The sequence below is a fragment of the Crystallibacter permensis genome (assembly GCF_025960875.1).
Classification (GTDB): Bacteria; Actinomycetota; Actinomycetes; order Actinomycetales; family Micrococcaceae; genus Crystallibacter; species Crystallibacter permensis.
In genome coordinates this window covers 1-16,628 of record NZ_JAODLR010000016.1, presented here as the reverse complement: position 1 = coordinate 16,628, position 16,628 = coordinate 1, and the positions used below count along the sequence as shown (strand labels likewise).

Sequence of the window (16,628 nt, the reverse complement as noted above, 5' to 3'; positions counted from 1 at the left end):
AAGCGGCTCCGCGCAGGGCTGCCGCTGCCTTCATGAGGAGCGGGATTTCACCCCTTCACCTGATACTCCCGGATGCGCCGTTTTCCGCCATCGTGCTCGGGCTTGACGCGTCGTGCGGAGGCAGAAGTAGTCGCGGTCAGTGGCAGGAGGAGGACCGTTGCGCGCGAAGTAGGCAGGATTCGCTCACCGGGAGCCAATGTCCGTTGAGGGCGAGGCCAGGGCGTTCTGCCCGGCGTCCCGCCCGCCTTCCCATAGCTGGTCCACTTCGGCGCGCAGCTTTATCAACTGGGCGTTAATGGCAGGCGGGGGAGGCGGCGCCGTCCGCGAACTGTGCTTCCTGCTGTGCATCACCATCAAGCCCATGCCAACCGGGCATGCTACTACGGCCAACGCAAGCGGCGCTTCATTCATCGGGCTCCTCCTTCGTCTTCGGCGGTCGGGTACAGAGGGTGCCTCCCCTCGGAGCGATCGTCCATACATGTGTTCGTGCATGTCGGCCATGCGGGGCCTATCTACTAAGCTATATAGTAATTGCGAAACTATGCATCCGCAACAGCAGGTCGGCTTGTGCGGGAGATGGCAAAAGAGTCGGTAGTAGAAAATGCTAGTTTCCGTCTATCGCTGCCGCGACCACCATGCATGCCAATACTGGAGGCTGGGCATCCCCTTGAACATCAGCCGTAGCAGCCAGCTCACGCGCGAACCGGGCAGGTCCGCGCCAGATGTCGGCCGGCTGGTAGGCGAGCTCCGCCGTACAGAGGAGAAGCCGGCGGGCGAAGACCACGTGGTAGCCTCGGCGGAACCAACGTCTCACTTCCTTAATGTGGAACGCGCAGATGGTGTGGGGAAAGAGTCCTCGTTCCTGGGCCGAACGTCCGCTTTGCTGGTCCAGAAGCCGGTTTCAAACCCGTGTACACAGTTAGATTTGGCACGTCCACTGTTCGGGGCATCCCCTCTGTGCAGGAGGCCGGCCTATTTCTTCGCGAGCAGTTTGGCTCCGTCTGGCCTCAGTTCCCCTGCGGGCGAGACGTGCCGGTACAGGGTCTGCCGTGTAATCCCCAGCTCGTCGCAGAGGTCTGCGACTTTGGTGTCGGGCTGTCCCATGGATGACATGGCCAGTCGGACTTTCGCGGGCGTCATTTTGAAGGGCCTTCCGCCTTTTCGTCCGCGAGCACGCGCCGACGCGAGGCCGGCGAGGGTGCGTTCTGAGATGAGTTCGCGTTCGAACTCGGCCAGCGCGGCGAAGATCCCGAACACGAGTTTCCCCGAGGCGGTGGTGGTGTCGATGGCGTCGCCCTGTCCGGTCAGGACTTTGAGTCCTATGCCGCGTTGGGTAAGGTCGTGGACGACGTTGACCAGGTGGCGTAAGTCACGGCCCAGACGGTCCAGTTTCCATACCACCAGGGTGTCACCGTTCCGGAGCGCTTTGAGGCAGGCGGCCAGCTGCGGCCGGTCCTCGCGTTTGCCGGATGCCTTGTCTTCATACAGCTGGCCGGAGTCGACGCCGGAGGCCAGCAGGGCATCCCTCTGCAGATCAGTAGTCTGTGATCCATCGGTTTTTGAAACCCGCATGTAACCGACCAGCATCTGGCTGCCTCCATCATTTAAACGGCCGTTTAGGTGACGCTGGATTTCGGACTGACAAACAGTGGCAAAAGTGTCACTTTATCCGTTGCTTATTCTACGTTTTTCAAACGTACCAGACCTTATGTGACATTGAGCTGGGCGGGGCGCAGTTCGTCCGTTCGCGTCGTGGCGCCGGCTGTGAGAGGCGATGTTCCGGTCATCGTTGCCGTTGCGGTAGTCCGCCCGCCTATCCGACAGCAGGCGTTGGCAGCCAGGGCGATTATTGTTGCAGCGGACACGGCGAGAAAATGCTCCGCTATGTAGTGGCGGTCCTGCGGCAAAGGGGTGGCCAGTAGGAGTTGCTTCGGGCGTGTCCTTGACTCTGCCACTGACCGTGGCGACGATATGGGGGACGCACTACGGCGGCACTTGCCGGTACCCTTCGGCACCCGGATCCCAAGGAAAACGAGGGCACCATGATTCCAACCGTTGCGACGCTTGACAGTTCGATTCCTTTTCTCCGTGAAGGCTATGGTTTCATCTCCTCCCGCTGCGACAGGCTCGGCACTGATGCCTTCCGGACCCGGATAGCAGCGCACCAGGTTATCTGCATGCGCGCAGCAGAGGCGGCGGCTCTGCTGTATACGAGCGGGTTGTTTACACGACGGGGCGCGTTGCCCCCGAACACTCTTCGTCTGCTTCAGGACAAGGGCAGCGTCCAGATGCTCGATGGCGGGGACCACCGCCACCGCAAGGCCATGTTTATGGATCTCATGTCCGAAGACTCCGTCGGTCGTCTCAGGGACACTTTCGAGGGCGTCTGGCAGGACCGGGCCAAAAAGTGGCAGGAACCGGTGGTCCTGCATGATGAGGTGCGGCTCATTCTCACCCGGGCAGTCTGTCAATGGGCGGGTGTGCCGGTTACCGGCCGCGGCGCCGAGACCCTGGCCCGCGAACTCAGCCGCATGATCGATAAAGCAGCCTCTCTGGGCCCCGGCGACTGGTGGGCTCAGCTGCGCCGGAACCGAACAGAAAAATGGGTCACAGAGCTGGTCGACCGGATTCGTTCGGGCACGGTGAAGACGCCTCTGGGATGCCCGGCATCCCAGATCGGAGGACACAGGGACCTCGACGGCGAGCTGCTCCCTGCCAAGGTCGCAGCTGTGGAGCTGATCAATCTGCTGCGTCCGACGGTGGCTGTGGGCCGCTTTATTGTGTTCGCTGCGCTGGCACTGGTGGAACATTCCCGCTGGCGCTCAAAGATTGTTTCGTCCGGGGAGAGAGATCTGGAGGATTTCGCGCAGGAAGTCAGGCGGTTTTACCCGTTCTTCCCGGCGGTGGGCGGAGTCGCCCGCGAAGAAGCCGTCTGGCGGGACAACAGGCTGCCGGCCGGAACCTAGGATCAGACGGACGACCACGGTATCGGATGCGGGTAGACGTTGGCGGATCATCCTCGGCACATGTCACTGGACTCTTACTCTGTTCGGCTCCGATTCAGTTCGTTGGACATGGTCCCCAGCGTCGCCATCGCCTTCTTCGCCGGAGCCCGCCCCGGACTCGCCTTGCTAAGGGCCCGGGCGGTACATCGTCGAGTTCTGCGACGGCTGGAAACTGCTCGCGCACTGCTGCGGGTACCTAAGTCACCACCAATGGCCGGCAGACAGGGGAGGGCGTGGTCGCCGCACGAATTTATGCTCGGGATGAAAGTTCGACCACCGGGACGCCTTCAAGACGATGTACCGGCATCTGCGGTGCCCACGCGGACTATTCGAGAACACAGTGACTATCATCCGTCCGACGGTTGCCCCTATGCGCGAAGACGAGTTATTCGTCCACTTCGCCTCGCCCGTACAGCCTTCGTCGAAGGAGCCATCCCTGCCCTGACAGTAATTAACCAGCCCGCAGCCCCGCGGAGCCACGCGGTGCTCGGCAAAGAGAGGACATGCGATGAAGTCAGATACCGACAAGAACCAGGCAAGCCACGAGCAGGGCAAAGGAGGAGGGATGAAGATGAGCTATTGGCGTTTCGGCGCGATGATCGCCACCGCCACCGTCGTAATGTACGGACTGATGTTCATCGACACCTACGCACTGGACCACTTGCGGTGGAGCGAGAGCCGGATGTACATGGCGATCACGATGGGCGGCGTGATGGCCCTGGTCATGCTCGGCTGGATGTTGAACATGTGTCGGAACCGGAAGATGAACATAGCCATCGTGGGGGCGGCTTTGCTCGTACTCGCAGCCTCCATCAGCCTCGATCGCAGCCAGGCGACCATCGACGACACCGCGTTCATGAACTCCATGATCCCCCACCACTCCATGGCGATCCTGCGGTCGGAACGGGCCGGGATCGAGGACTACCGGGTGTGCGAGCTGGCTGTTGCCATCAGCGATGCCCAACGGCGGGAAATCAGCGAGATGGAATGGCTCGTCAACGACATTGCGGAGAATGGGCCGGCGGAAAGCGCCGCCGAGGCTGAAAACCGACCGGTACCGGAGTACGAGGTGAGTGCGTTCAGGAACTGCCAGGGCGCTTCATCTGCGCTGAGCTTGCCCTAGTTGGCCACAGGATCGCGGCTCCGCTGAACGTCAGCTGCCCTGGCCCTGCCGCATGATCGCCGACGTTCAGTCAACGGTCAGGGAACGTTGCTCGGTCACTCAGGAGATGCCGATAGCGTGGGAACCGCCTCATAGGTGCTAGTGAACAGGGGCACCGGCCATCGTCGGGAGGACTCCCAACCTCCCGGTCCGGCCGGTGCCCGCTAATTTAAGCATCGACGGGCTGCTGTCATGCTTAGTTTTTGCGTTTTTGTGCGTTCCGAGCGCCTTCTGCCGGCTCCGTACCGAGAACAGGCCGGGCCAGGACAAACTGCGGAAGCGCCAGGCAGACGGCGCGCGGCATATTCTCTTTGAGCCACGTGTGCGGTGCGGACGACTGGCTGTATTTGAACCAGAGCAGGATCTGATCCGTTTCCTGGGCTTTCTCCACACGCATTAACGAGCCCGTGACTGTGGTGAATGCCGATCTCCGCCGATATGAATGCTTCGTGCCGTTATCGGCATTCATGTTGCGGCAACCGGTCGTTGGCGGCGTGTCCGTTTTGCGTTGTTACCGATTCGTTATGTAGGGTGGCAATCACGTCGGCGCTACCTGGGCCGGCCCCCTCGGAATGGCTTTGCCTAACTCTGCCACCGTTCCGAGTCCGTTCGCCAAACAGATGGCAGAGGCGGGGGACCCACGTTTACCGGGCTCCCTCCAGAGCCCTTGGGGTTAAGCCGCAGTTCGCCACGGAGCGATTTTCCGAGGTGGAACGCGGCCGGGTGACTCCCATCCGAACCCGACAGCTTACCTCGCAGGCATTGGGAGAGGCTACAACCTTGTTCAAGAACAATCACGCACGCCACCGTGCCACCCCGGTCCGCAGCAACCCGTTCAGCGGAGTTTCCAAGGCCGTATCGTCCCACGCAGGTACCGTTGGCCGCAGTGCCGCAGTTGTCACCGCTGCCGGTGGCCTGATGCTCGGCGCCGGCCTGCCCGCCAATGCTGCTGCAGAAGTGGATTCCAGCAACTTCGCAGCCCAGACCCAAACCGAAACCGGTGCCGCTCCGGCCTCAGCACCGGCTTCCTCTGAGGACGCTGCAACCCACACTGTCAAGGCCGGCGACACCCTCGGGGCCATCGCCTCGCAGCACGGCGTTGAGCTGAATGAACTCTTCGCCGTCAACGGCCTCGACTGGACTTCGATCATCTACCCGGGTGACGTCATCGAACTCTCCGGTGCCTCGCAGGCGCCGGCTGCCCCGGCCCCGGCCGCGCCGGCGGAGACTGCTCCGGCAGAGAACGCTCCGGCGCCGGCTGAAGCGCCGGCCCAGTCCGCGCCGAAGGAAGAAGCCTTTACGGTTGCTGCGGCAAGCGCCAACATTGAACCGGCCGCCAGCACCTCAAGCATCGCCGATGTCGCCAAGTCCATGGTGGATTCGCCGTATGTCTATGGTGGAACTTCACCGAGCAGCGGGTGGGACTGCTCCGGCTTTACCAAATGGGTCTACGCCCAGGCAGGCATCGACCTTCCCCGTACCAGCCAGCAGCAAATCGCCGCCATGACGCCGACCAGCAACCCGCAGCCGGGCGACCTGGTATCCCAGAACGGCGGAGGCCATATCGGCATCTACCTTGGCGACGGCAAGATGGTCAGCGCCCTGAACCCGGGCGATGGCACTCTGGTCCACCCGATCAGCTGGATGCCCGTAGACGGTTATTACACCGTCCGGTAAATCCCCGCAGCCGTTCACCTGCGGCAGCAATAGAGGTATGCATCGTCGGAACTGCCGACGGTGCATACCTCTTTAACGGCAGGTCCAGTTGCCTCTCTGCTGAGGCTCGCTACACTTTTCCGCCGGGCACTTTCAGCCAGCCGGACCACTCCGTCCTCGAAACCGGGTCACGGCAGTCCGTACGGAGTTTCCCTGATGTCTCGATATGTACCGCGTGGGCGGAACCAGCCGGACCTACATGGCCAGGGGACCTTCGAGGGCCGCCCACAGGGGCCCGGCAAGGAGGCCAAGTGCCAGGCTCGCGGCCGCGGCGATACCCGCAGTGGCCCCAGGCCAGGCGGCGGCCCCGCCCGGTTTTGGGAACCCCATGGCACCTTGGCGCGGGTGGGCGAAGACGGGGGCAAACCAGCGCAGGTAGTAGAAGAGGCTGAGCAAACTGTTGAGCATCACTGCCAGGGCCAGCCAGCCGTGCCCGCCGTCCCAGGCGGCGGTGGCGGTGGTGAGTTTTCCGACGAAGACCGCCAGCGGCGGGGTGCCCACCAGGCCCAGCAGCGCGACGAGCAGGGCCAGCGCCAGCCCCGGACGGGCCCGGACAAGGCCCCGGTAGGCCACCAGCTCGCGGTGCTGGGGCAATGCGGCGGTGACTGCGAAGGCGGCGACATTGGTGACGGCATAAGCGGCCAGATAGAACAGCAGTGAGGGCAGGGCCAGGCCGCTGCGCCCGGCCGCCGCCACAGGTACCAGCAGGAATCCGACCTGGGCAACGGTTGACCAGCCAAGCAGCCGGCGGGGGTCAGTCTGCCAGTAGGCGGCGAGGTTGCCCAGGAACATCGACGCCGTAGCCAGTATCGCCGCGACGAACAACAAAGTGTCCTCACCGGTGGAGACCGTATCCACGAGCCGGTACACCGCCACCAGCGCCCCCACCTTCGGAACCGTGGTGAGGAAAGTGGCGGCGGCGCCCCCGGTGCCCTGGGATGCGTCAGGCACCCAGAAGTGGAAGGGCACCCCGCCGGCTTTAAAGAGCAGCCCGGCCAGCACGCCCAATACACCGGCCCCCACCGCCGCGTTAGGAGCGTCGGGTAGAGTCTCCCCGAGCAGTGCGTAATCCGTGCCGCCAGCCAGGGCATAGAGTACGGTGACCCCGAGCATGAGCAGGATCCCCGACAGTGCACCCATGAGGTAAGTCTTCAGTGCAGCCTCTGCCCCGGACCAGCCACCGGCCAAACCTACGATCCCGTACAGGGGGATGCTGGCCAGCAGGAACCCGGCAATGAGCACCAGCAGGTCCGTGGCCCCGGCCAGGACCATCACCCCGGTGGCGGCGAACAGCAGCAGCGCGTAGGTGTCGGATTCCCGAGGCGAGGCGGCGATTTCCCCGGAGGCCACTCCAAGCACCAGCAGGGTAGCCACGGCGGTGACGATGCGGGCCATGCCGGTGGCGGTGTCAACGGCGAAAGTGCCGCTGAAGGCGGTCTGCGCCGGCTCCACCATGGCGAAGATAGCGGCCGCCGTGGCACCCAGCAGGGCCAGGGCGGCCATGATGCGGGCGATCCACTGGCGCCGGCGCGGCATAAACGACCCGCCCAGCAGCACCGCGAGGGCTCCAATGAAGACGATGATCTCGGGCAGCAGCAGCGCGGGCAGCATCCGCATCGATGCCTCCATCGGCTAGCTCCTGACCAGGGTAGCGAGGGCGGAGGCGGCCGGCTCGATCACCTCGAGCAGGAACCGGGGCAGCACACCGATGAGCAGGGACAGGCCCAGCAGCGGCCCGACCGACCAAAGTTCCCGGGGACGCAGATCGGCGAACCCGGGGGAGCGGCCCTCCGCGGGCCCGGTAAAGACCCTCTGCAGAGCCCGCAGGAACAGGGCGGCGGTGACCAGGATGCCCAGCAGTGCGACCGCGGTCACGGGGGCGAGGGCGATGCTGCCGGCGAAGACCTGGAACTCGGCGATGAACCCGGAGAAGCCGGGCAGGCCCAGGGACGCGAAGGCGCCGACCGCGAACAGCGCCGCGTACCGGGGCGCCGGGGCGGCGAGGCCTCCGTAGGAGCCCATATCGTAGGTGCCGGACCGGTCCTGCATCACCCCGGCCAGCAGGAACAATGCGGCGGTGATCAGCCCGTGGCTGACCATTTGTACCATCGCGCCGGTGACCGCCACGGAACGGGCCTGGGCGGCGTTCTCGGCGATCAGCCCGACCGCGCCCAGTGCCAGGACAATGTAGCCCATGTGGTTCACCGAAGTATACGCAATCATCCGTTTGAGATCGGTCTGGGCCAAGGCCACGAACGCTCCGTAGAGCACTGAGATAATGCCGATCACCACGATCACCCAGGCCCACGCCCGCCATGCATCAGGCAGCATAGGCATGGCGATACGCACGAACCCGTAGGTTCCCATCTTCAGCAGCACACCCGCCAGCACAGCCGAGCCGATAGCCGGGGCGTCGGTGTGCGCCGGGGGGAGCCAGGTATGGAACGGGACGGTGGGGGTCTTCACCGCCAGACCCACCAAGATGGCAGCCAGCACCAGCCCCCCGGTAAGTGCGCTGCCCTCAAGCGGGGCCGCGGCGACAAGCTCGGGAATGTCGAAGGTATGCGGTTCGGCGGCCACATAGAGCCCGATGAAGCCCAGCAGCAGGGCCAGGGAGCCCAGGAATGTGTAAAGGAAGAATTTCAGCGCCGACCGGGCCGCATTGCCGTGGCCCCACCCGGCAATCACGAAGTACATGCCCACGATGGAGAGGTCGAAGAAGACGAAGAACAGGATGAGGTCGGCCGCCACGAACACACCCAGACTCACCCCCTGCAGGAAAAGGAACAGGGCGGCCTGCACCCGGGTCCGGTCGGTGTCCCGCAGGGCGTAGACCGAGCAGGCCAGGAACACGACGGCCGTCATGGCCAGTAACGGCAGGGAGAGGCCGTCCACGCCCACGTGATAACTGCTGTTGACCCCGGGGATCCACGGCACCTGCTCCTCGAACGCCAACCCGTTCGGTCCCGGATCCTCGTAGCCTGCCCACACGATCCCCACGAGCACCAGTTCCGCGGCGCACACGGATACCCAGATCCACCTTCCGGCGGTGGGACCGATTGCGGGCGCCGCAGCCAGGACGGCGGCGACGGCCAGGGGCAGGAAGACGATCAGACTCAGCATGCTCATCCCATCACGGCGTAGACGAACCAGGCGAGGACCCCAACGGCGAGAACCGCGACGGCCTGGAGAAGGTACTGGTGGACCGCCCCGGTCTGCGGTGCCCGGGCGATCTCGCCCAACCGGCGAACCCGGCCGGCGAGGCCCTCGACAGCGCCGTCCACCCTCGCGTCATCGAGACGTGCAGCGCCCCGGCCGGTTGCATCGGCGGTGGCCGCCGAGGCCTCGACCCCGGCGTCGAGGACCCGGTCATCGAAGCGGGCAACCGCACGGGCTGCCACGGCCACGGCCCTGGCAGCAGCCAGGGCGGCACGGTCGAGGACTCGGTCGTCGAAGCGGGCCAGCGCTCTGGCGAGGGCCAGTGCAGGGCGGACGACAACGGCGTGGGCGGTGTGCTCCAGCCTCAGCCACTGCCGGGCCCATCCGGGCTCCGGGGCACGCCACCGGAACATGGCCAGCAGCACCACGAGGGCGATTCCCGCCGAGACCAGCAACTCGGTCAACGCGACCTCTCCGTGTCCGCCGAGGGCCCCGGCGAGCGTGCCGCTGATAGGCGGCAGGGCGAGCACGCCCAGCACCGCGGCTCCGGCGGCGAGCACGACCAGCGGGGTCCGCTCCAGTGCCCCCACTTCGCCGGTGCCGCCCTCCTCCGCTTCCTCGCGTTGCCCGCGACGCCAGATCGTCCACAGGGCCTTCCCTGCATAGGCCGCGGACAACGCCGCGGCCACGAGACCGGCAGCGTAGAGCCATGGGGAGGCCCCGAGTGCGGCGGCGAGTACGGCGTCCTTGGTGGCCCACAACGACAGCGGGGCAATCCCGGCCAGGGCAAGCGCCCCCAGGGTTGCGGCCACGCCGACGACCCGCCACCGGCGTCCCACGCCACGCAGCCCGGCCAGCTCCCCGGTACCCAGTGCCGTCAGCCACGCACCGGCCGCTAGGAACAACAGGGCTTTGGTCGAGGCATGGGCAACCAGGTGGGCAGCACCGCCGCTGACCGCGCCCACACCGGCCGCAAGGACCACGAAGCCCATCTGGGCGACCGTGGACGCGGCCAGCAGCTGCTTGAGCTCCCGCTGGGCCAGCGCCACAACCCCCATCAGGACCGCCGTGACCACCCCGATCCACGCCGCCAAGGGACCGGCCCAGCCGGTGGAGGCCAGCAACGGCTCCACCCGCAGCAGCAGATACCCGCCCATGGCCACCATTGCCGCCGAATGCAACAGGGCACTCACCGGACTCGGGCCCTTCATCGCACCGGAGAGCCAGAACGAGAAAGGCAGCTGGGCCGCCTTGCCCAGTGCGGCGACCAGGATCCCGGCGGTGATGACATGGCGCCACGGATCCGTAGCTGCCGGCAGGTCGGCCAAGGCCATCCCGGCCCCACCGGCCAGGGCGGCGCCGGCGGCCACGTACAGGCCGAGGTCGGCGGTACGCGTAGTGACAAAGGCCGTCAGCCCGGCCGCGACCCGATCGGTGTTACGCCACCAGAACCCGATCAGGGCGTAGGAAGTCGCACCCATCAGCTCCCACGCGAACAACAGCGCCGGGATGCTGGCTGCCGTCGCGGTGGCCAAAGCCGCCGCCGAGAAGATCAGCATCAGCCCGTGGAACCGGCTCCGTGACTCCCGGATGTTCCCGGCCGCAAAGACCAACACGAGGAAAGTCACCGCGGCGACCGCCGGCACGACCAGTGCCGCCAGGGCGTCAACCGCCAGCGAGAAGTCGGCCCCGACCATGAACGGGAGCACCAGGCTTGGCCGGGCCAGGGCAACAACGAACGCCATGGCCGTCGTGAGCCCGGCGGTTACGACGGCGACCGGTGTGGCCACTCGTTCGGTGCCTCGGACCAGAGCCAGCAGTACGCCCACGGCGGCGGGCAACAGCACAAGTGTCAGCAGCGCGGCCTGGACCGCCGTCACCGGGACAGGTCCTCGGCCATGTCGGTCATGTCCGTCTGCCGCCGCCGATGCAGCAGCGTGGCCACGGCAAAACCCATGGCCATCTCCACGGTCATCGCCGCCAGCACCACCAGCAGCAGTACCTGCCCGGAGGGGGCCGGGGCCATGAACCACCAAAATCCGGCGGCGGCCAGCAGCACCCCGTTGACCATCAGCTCCAGGCCCATCATCACCATCACCACCACCTGCTGCGAGAGGGCCCCGTAGAGCCCCACCGCAAACAGTGCGGCGGCGACGAGCAAAACAACCTCCAGGCTCATCGGCCCACACCTCCGGGCTGAGGGTCATCCGCCGGGCGGCGGCGCAGGTCATCGCCCAGACGGTCGTAGCGGGTCCGGCCGGCGGCGAGGACCACTCCGGACACGATGGTCGCCACCATGACCGGGCCCACCACCGCCATCACCAGCATCTTTTCGCCCATGATCTCGAGTCCCAGCGCGTTCGTGATGTCCTCTGCCGGAACCCCGCGGCGTTCAGGCCAAGGGATCAGCAGCGCACCGGAAGCGAGCAGGACGAAGACACCGGCGGAAGCACCGATCGCCGTTTTCTTGCCGTGGGTCATGTCCATGGGCATCAGCGCAGGGTTCATGCCCATGAACATCACCATGTAGACGGCCATCACCGCCATCTCCATCACCATCATCAGGATCGTGATGACCCCCAGATAACTCTGCTGCAGCAGGATGATCAGAGCCCCGACGGCAATGAACGACAGCGCCAGGGCGTAAGTGGCCCGGGCCATGGAATCCACCACGAAGACCGCCACCCCGGCGGCCACGGCCACTACGGCCAGTCCCCAAAACACGATTGCAGCCACCACGGCTCATCCCTTCCACACGACGACGAGAGATACCACGAGATCCTGGGCCACGGCCGCCGGGAGCAGCACCACCCACCCGATCTCCAGAAACCGGTCCGGGCGGAACACCGGCAGCTTCCGCCGCAGCCACACCAGTACCGCCAGAACCGCGACCGTCTTCACCACCACCCACGCCCACTCCGGCAGGAACGGCCCGGCGCCCCCGCCCAAAAACAGCGGCACCGAAAACGCGGCCCCGGCCGCCAGGAAGGCGTAGCGCCCAGCCTGCAGAACCAGGCGGTCGACCCCGGACAGTTCGGCCAGCACACCGCCGGCGACATCCGCGCCGAGGGCCGCGGCGAAAGGCCCCCATACTGAGAACCCGGTTACTCCAACCAGGAAGATGACGAACGCTACCGGCATCCACACCGCGAACCACAGCCGGTCCTGGGCGCCGGCCACATCGCTTACCCTGAGACTGCCGGCCGCGATCGCCGGAGCCACCAGCGCGAACATCAACGGCAGCTCATACGCCAACCCGTGGGCCAGGAACCGGTAACCGCCGACCAGACCATGGACCGAGTTCGCCCCCCACCCCGCCAACCACACCAACGCCCACACCATGACATCAACCGTGTTGAACCACACGACACCAACGTCCAGGTCTGCCAGTGTCCACCGGCCGAACGGGATCACCGCGACCATCAGGAACGACCCGCCCAACATTCCGGCTGCCCCGACCCGCAGCAACAAAGTGTCCGCGGCCACGACGGTACGCCGCCGCTGCCGCAGCAACCGCGCCGTTGACCACGCAGGTGCCAGCCATCCTCCGCGACCGGCGCCCTCGGCTCGGGCGGACAGGGCAGAGTCCAGAGCGGCCGCGAAGAAGGCCAGGGCGCACAAAATCATGCCTGCGAGTACCGCCCAACCGGCGGGAACAGTCGTCAGCAGTGTCTCAGGCATGTTTTCAGGCATGTCCCACCTCGTGGACGGCCGGGAACGGGTCAAGGTCCAGGCTCGCAACCGCCAGACGCACCGTCCCTATCTCCAGCCCGGTCACCAGGTGCGGCACCATGCCCCACGGCACTCTTTCAGCGCCAACCGGTGCCCCTGGATTTGCGCCGTTCACCTCGGCCCGGACCCGCTCCACCAGTGACAACACCCTGTCGTAGGCATCCCCGAGGCAGCGGTCCGGCAAACCGTGGCGTTCCAGATCGGCCGGTGCGAGCGGCAGAACCCCGCGCAGGGACCAGCGCACAAAGATGGATCGGCGCACAACCCGGTGCAACCGCTCCACGGCGCCTCGGGCGCCGCCAGGGTCACCGTGCAACAACGCGTCTCTGGCCGACCGGGCACGGGCGGCGAGGTCCTGCGTGCCGATCAGTGTCAGCAGCGCCACGAGGTTGTCACACCGCACTGCCGCAGCCGGCACCAAGCCGGAATGCCGGCTGTGGATGCCGTCCGCGTGGCTTCCGCCGTCTACCACCGCCGCGTCAGCAGCAACCACCACATCGCCCTGCAACGAACAATGCAGGACCAGGCCAGCCGGCCAGAACGGCAGCACCGGGCCCAAGGGCAGATGCAGCACATCCACCCCCAAACCGTCGCGGTCCTCCCCGCCTTGGGCCAGCGGTATACCTTCCGGGGCCATGTCCATACCCCCGTGGCTGCTGTGGTCCATCTCGCCGTGTCCGCCATGGTTCATGCCGCTGTGGTTCATGCCGTGATGGTCTTCGTCGCCTGGCTGGCCCTGGTCCGTGTCCCCGTGGTCCATCCCCCTATGGCTGCCGTGGTCCATGCCGTCGTGCCCGCCATGGTTCATGCTGCTGTGGTCCGTGCCGTGATGGTCTTCGTGCTTCATGGTGCGGTGGTCTTCGTCGCCCGGCTGGCCCTGGTCCATGCCCCCATGACTGGTGTGGTCCATTCCGTCGTGCCCGCCATGGTTCATGCCGCTGTGGTCGATGCCGTGATGACCCATTTCACCGTGGCCGCCATGGTCCATGACTGCGGGGATCTGAGGTTTTTGTGCCCGCTCCTGGGCATCGGTCCTGTGTGCGGGGGTGTCAAGAAGGAGGGCTGCGGCGTCGTTGAGGGCTGGGGTAACGGCTGTGGGCGAGGTGACGGCGGCGCGTACGCGTGGTCCGGGCATCTGTTCCCAGAGGCGTTCCACCAGTTGGGCCAGTTCGGGACCGGGCGCCCCGCACACAGCAAGCACGTCCGCGTCTCCTGGCGTCCACGCCGGGCGCCATCCTAGGCGCAGCATCTGCTGCTCGAGCTCCACCCGTGTCTGCCACTGCCCCGGGGCCTCCACAACGAGGATCCGGGTAGCGCGCACGGCAAGGCGGGCGAGGGTCTCGGTCAGGCCCATCGGAAGGCTCCCTCCCTCCAGGCCCAGACCACGCCCACAAGCAGGGCGCCGAGGAACAGGAACATCTCCACTACGGCGGACATCCCTCTTTCGATCACGATCACGGCCCAGGGGTACATGAAGAGCATCTCGATGTCGAAGGCGAGGAAAACGATCGAGGCCAGGTACCAGCGCACATGGAACCGGGACAAAGCGTGCTCCTGCGGCATCCACCCGGACTGGGCGGGCAGAACCTCCAACGGGCTGGTATCGACAGCGGTGAGGCGGTGAAACGTAAAAAGGAAGACGACGGCGAGCACCGCCATCAGGGCCATGGCCACGATTCCGGAGTACACGGGGCGGTCAGGGGCTCGACGCTCAGGCCAGGGCGGCGACCAGGTCCGCGCAGCAGGCAGGCCTCTCCCGGTCCACACCTCCCATGTCCTTCGGATAGGTTCCGAGCATCGAGCTGATGTGATTCATGGTCCTGCTCCAATCCGGTTTGCTGCGGTCCGGCGGGCGCCGAGCCCCAATACGCACAGTACCCTTACTATTCGATGTCTGGCCAGTGCATCACAGGCCCTGAGAGCAAGGCTGGAAGCGGATGGTTCAGTAATCGATGCCGTCCTCGAAGGCGGCGCCGCCCAGGCTGATCTACCCGGTGCCGGTATGCTTCAGGGCTTCGGCCACTACAGCGGTGAAAGACCGTGTGTCCTTGTAGGCATTCCGCTGCTCGCTGGATCCGGTGCCCCGGCGCAGGAGCGCCTTGAGGAGTTCTTCGGTCCGTGCGTCGTCTCCGGCGTCGGCGAGGGCCGGAAGGGTGCGGTTGAGCAGTAAGCTGATGATGTCTTTCGCCGGGCCGGGTCGGGCCTCCAATGGATGGAGGAGATCGGCTTCGACGCCGTGTCTGCTGGCTTGCCAGGATGCGAGTTTGAGCAGGGGTGCGGGCATCACCGGCGGCGGTTGTCCGGAGCGCCACTGCCTTGCTGCCGTTTCGACCAGTGCACGGGCCAGGGCAGCGATAAGGACGGCATTATTGACGGTGAGGCAGACGTCCGGGACGCGGATCTCCACGGTCGGGTAGTTCCGGGAGAGCCGGGCATCGAAGTAGACCATGCCTTCGTCGAGGAGGACACCGGTCGTTAGCAGGTTACGCACGAGACGGCGGTAGGCGTCCGCGGAGCCGAATATCTCCGTGGGGCCAGTTGTCGGCCAGCGGCCCCAGAGCTGAGTGCGGAAGCTGGCGTATCCGGTGTCGGTGCCGTGCCAGAAGGGCGAATTGGCGCTCAACGCCGCCAGTATCGGAAGCCAGACCCTTATGCGGTCCAGCACTGCTACTCCTTCCTCGGGCGATTCGATGCCGACGTGCACATGGCAGGCGCATGTTAGCTGTTGGACCGCGGTCAATCCCATCCGGTTCCTGATCGCTTCGAAACGCGGCAGCCGCACCGTATGCAGTTCTGCGGGCAGGGGAGCGGTTCCGAGGGCAACGGCTCTTGCCCCGACCTGGCGCGCCAGGGCGTCAGCCCGTGCCCGGCCGGCCACGATGTCCCGGGTAAGTCCGTTCAGGGTGGTATGCACGGCTGTGGCGGTTTCGATCTGCTCATGGACGAACTCATGGGTCAGCGCCACTGCCGGCACTCCTGCGCCCGGATTGATCATAGGAGAGCCGGATCGGGCGTAAAGATCCATAACCTGCCCGGCTACGGGCACGGTTGCACCGCTGCCCGGATCGACGAGCATTAGTTCTTCCTCGATACCGAAAGTACGCATCAGTGTTTCCTGCCCCTGTCCGCCTTGGCGGGCAGCCAAGCCGCTCCAGGGCCAACGCGCGCATCGCTAACCGGGCAAGCCGGTATCAGAACCTTTTGAACGCTTGCTGGACCGGATGACATCAGCTGTTCAGCGAATCTGATCCCACTTTAACTTCGAAGCTAAGTACCCGTACAGCATCTGCGGAAGGCTCTTAATCAGAGATTCCGTCCGAGGGGCGAAGTGGCCCAAGGCGAGTTGGTCCAGCGGCAGACACTGCAGCGGCTGCTCCTACCTTCGATGCCCCGACAGTTCGTCTGCAGCACTGTCGGGGCCGGGGGGTGTTTGTGGTGTCTTCGCTGTCCGGAGCTCACCGGTGCCCTAAGGAGGGCCTCCCTAGGCGCCGGCATGCAGGGATGCTGTTCACGGACTGGGAAGGGCTCTCATTAGCGATAATCGCTTTGGCGGATTTAGACTCTGGCTGCAGACGGTCGACCCTGAGAAAGCGGATCCCTGGTCATCACGAAGTCCGGGGGGAATGAGTACGGTCAGCTGCCGGACCCGGGAAACAACCTGTCGTGGAACGGCAGGGTCTGTTTCCAAATGACTGTTACAGGACAGTGACTGTGCCCGGAACGGTTACGGTGTTAGGGGCTGCTGTCGGAAGGGGTGTGGAGGGCGGTTTTCCGGCCACATGCTACGCCCTCGACTCCGCCGCCAGGTTCGCAAGCTCACGCTACGTCTTCAGCGTAGCATGTGCGGTCAAACG

General features: G+C 65.6%; 15 protein-coding genes and 1 riboswitch. Of the genes, 3 read left to right on the top strand and 12 right to left on the bottom strand.

Going from position 1 to position 16,628, the window contains the following annotated elements:
• Positions 1-183: 183 nt before the first annotated feature.
• Both B0G38_RS16510 and B0G38_RS16505 read right to left on the bottom strand, forming a co-directional pair.
• Complete coding sequence (locus B0G38_RS16510; RefSeq protein WP_264670420.1) at positions 184-411, bottom strand: hypothetical protein; 228 nt, start codon at positions 409-411, stop codon at positions 184-186.
• Positions 412-972: 561 nt separating this feature from the next.
• Positions 973-1,587: a recombinase family protein gene (locus B0G38_RS16505; RefSeq protein ID WP_264670419.1), complete on the bottom strand. Its 615-nt coding sequence runs from the start codon at positions 1,585-1,587 to the stop codon at positions 973-975.
• Positions 1,588-2,177: 590 nt separating this feature from the next.
• Here B0G38_RS16505 and B0G38_RS16500 point away from each other — a divergent pair.
• On the top strand, positions 2,178-2,966 hold the full coding sequence (locus B0G38_RS16500; RefSeq protein WP_264670418.1) for a cytochrome P450 family protein: 789 nt from the start codon (positions 2,178-2,180) through the stop codon (positions 2,964-2,966).
• A gap of 547 nt (positions 2,967-3,513) precedes the next feature.
• Positions 3,514-4,128 (top strand): DUF305 domain-containing protein, encoded by a 615-nt coding sequence (locus B0G38_RS16495; protein WP_264670417.1) that lies wholly within the window; start codon positions 3,514-3,516, stop codon positions 4,126-4,128.
• A 235-nt stretch (positions 4,129-4,363) separates the two neighbouring features.
• Here the strand turns inward: B0G38_RS16495 and B0G38_RS16490 are convergent, their stop codons facing one another.
• Positions 4,364-4,636 (bottom strand): hypothetical protein, encoded by a 273-nt coding sequence (locus B0G38_RS16490; protein WP_264670416.1) that lies wholly within the window; start codon positions 4,634-4,636, stop codon positions 4,364-4,366.
• Between the two features lie 131 nt (positions 4,637-4,767).
• Positions 4,768-4,943, top strand: a riboswitch (cyclic di-AMP (ydaO/yuaA leader).
• A 4-nt stretch (positions 4,944-4,947) separates the two neighbouring features.
• On the opposite strand from B0G38_RS16490, the gene B0G38_RS16485 reads away from it, so the two are divergent.
• On the top strand, positions 4,948-5,844 hold the full coding sequence (locus tag B0G38_RS16485) for a LysM peptidoglycan-binding domain-containing C40 family peptidase (protein WP_264670415.1): 897 nt from the start codon (positions 4,948-4,950) through the stop codon (positions 5,842-5,844).
• Positions 5,845-6,078: 234 nt separating this feature from the next.
• Here B0G38_RS16485 and B0G38_RS16480 read toward each other — a convergent pair whose 3' ends face one another.
• The 9 genes from B0G38_RS16480 to B0G38_RS16440 all read right to left on the bottom strand — a co-directional run bounded on the left by B0G38_RS16480 (position 6,079) and on the right by B0G38_RS16440 (position 15,880).
• Positions 6,079-7,512 (bottom strand): NADH-quinone oxidoreductase subunit N, encoded by a 1,434-nt coding sequence (locus B0G38_RS16480; RefSeq protein WP_264670414.1) that lies wholly within the window; start codon positions 7,510-7,512, stop codon positions 6,079-6,081.
• Positions 7,513-7,515: 3 nt separating this feature from the next.
• Positions 7,516-9,006, bottom strand: coding sequence for a complex I subunit 4 family protein (locus B0G38_RS16475; protein ID WP_264670413.1), 1,491 nt, complete (start codon positions 9,004-9,006; stop codon positions 7,516-7,518).
• Between the two features lie 2 nt (positions 9,007-9,008).
• Positions 9,009-10,922, bottom strand: a complete 1,914-nt coding sequence (locus B0G38_RS16470) for a proton-conducting transporter transmembrane domain-containing protein (RefSeq protein WP_264670412.1) — start codon at positions 10,920-10,922, stop codon at positions 9,009-9,011.
• Positions 10,919-11,221, bottom strand: coding sequence for an NADH-quinone oxidoreductase subunit NuoK (locus tag B0G38_RS16465; protein ID WP_264670411.1), 303 nt, complete (start codon positions 11,219-11,221; stop codon positions 10,919-10,921). The genes B0G38_RS16470 and B0G38_RS16465 overlap by 4 nt, the downstream gene beginning before the upstream one ends.
• Positions 11,218-11,781, bottom strand: a complete 564-nt coding sequence (locus B0G38_RS16460) for an NADH-quinone oxidoreductase subunit J (RefSeq protein ID WP_264670410.1) — start codon at positions 11,779-11,781, stop codon at positions 11,218-11,220. The genes B0G38_RS16465 and B0G38_RS16460 overlap by 4 nt, the downstream gene beginning before the upstream one ends.
• A 3-nt stretch (positions 11,782-11,784) precedes the next feature.
• Complete coding sequence (locus B0G38_RS16455) at positions 11,785-12,735, bottom strand: complex I subunit 1 family protein (protein ID WP_264670409.1); 951 nt, start codon at positions 12,733-12,735, stop codon at positions 11,785-11,787.
• Positions 12,728-14,128, bottom strand: coding sequence for a hypothetical protein (locus B0G38_RS16450; RefSeq protein WP_264670408.1), 1,401 nt, complete (start codon positions 14,126-14,128; stop codon positions 12,728-12,730). The genes B0G38_RS16455 and B0G38_RS16450 overlap by 8 nt, the downstream gene beginning before the upstream one ends.
• On the bottom strand, positions 14,119-14,463 hold the full coding sequence (locus tag B0G38_RS16445; protein WP_264670407.1) for an NADH-quinone oxidoreductase subunit A: 345 nt from the start codon (positions 14,461-14,463) through the stop codon (positions 14,119-14,121). The genes B0G38_RS16450 and B0G38_RS16445 overlap by 10 nt, the downstream gene beginning before the upstream one ends.
• A gap of 298 nt (positions 14,464-14,761) precedes the next feature.
• Positions 14,762-15,880: a glutamate--cysteine ligase gene (locus tag B0G38_RS16440; protein WP_264670406.1), complete on the bottom strand. Its 1,119-nt coding sequence runs from the start codon at positions 15,878-15,880 to the stop codon at positions 14,762-14,764.
• Positions 15,881-16,628: the final 748 nt, after the last annotated feature.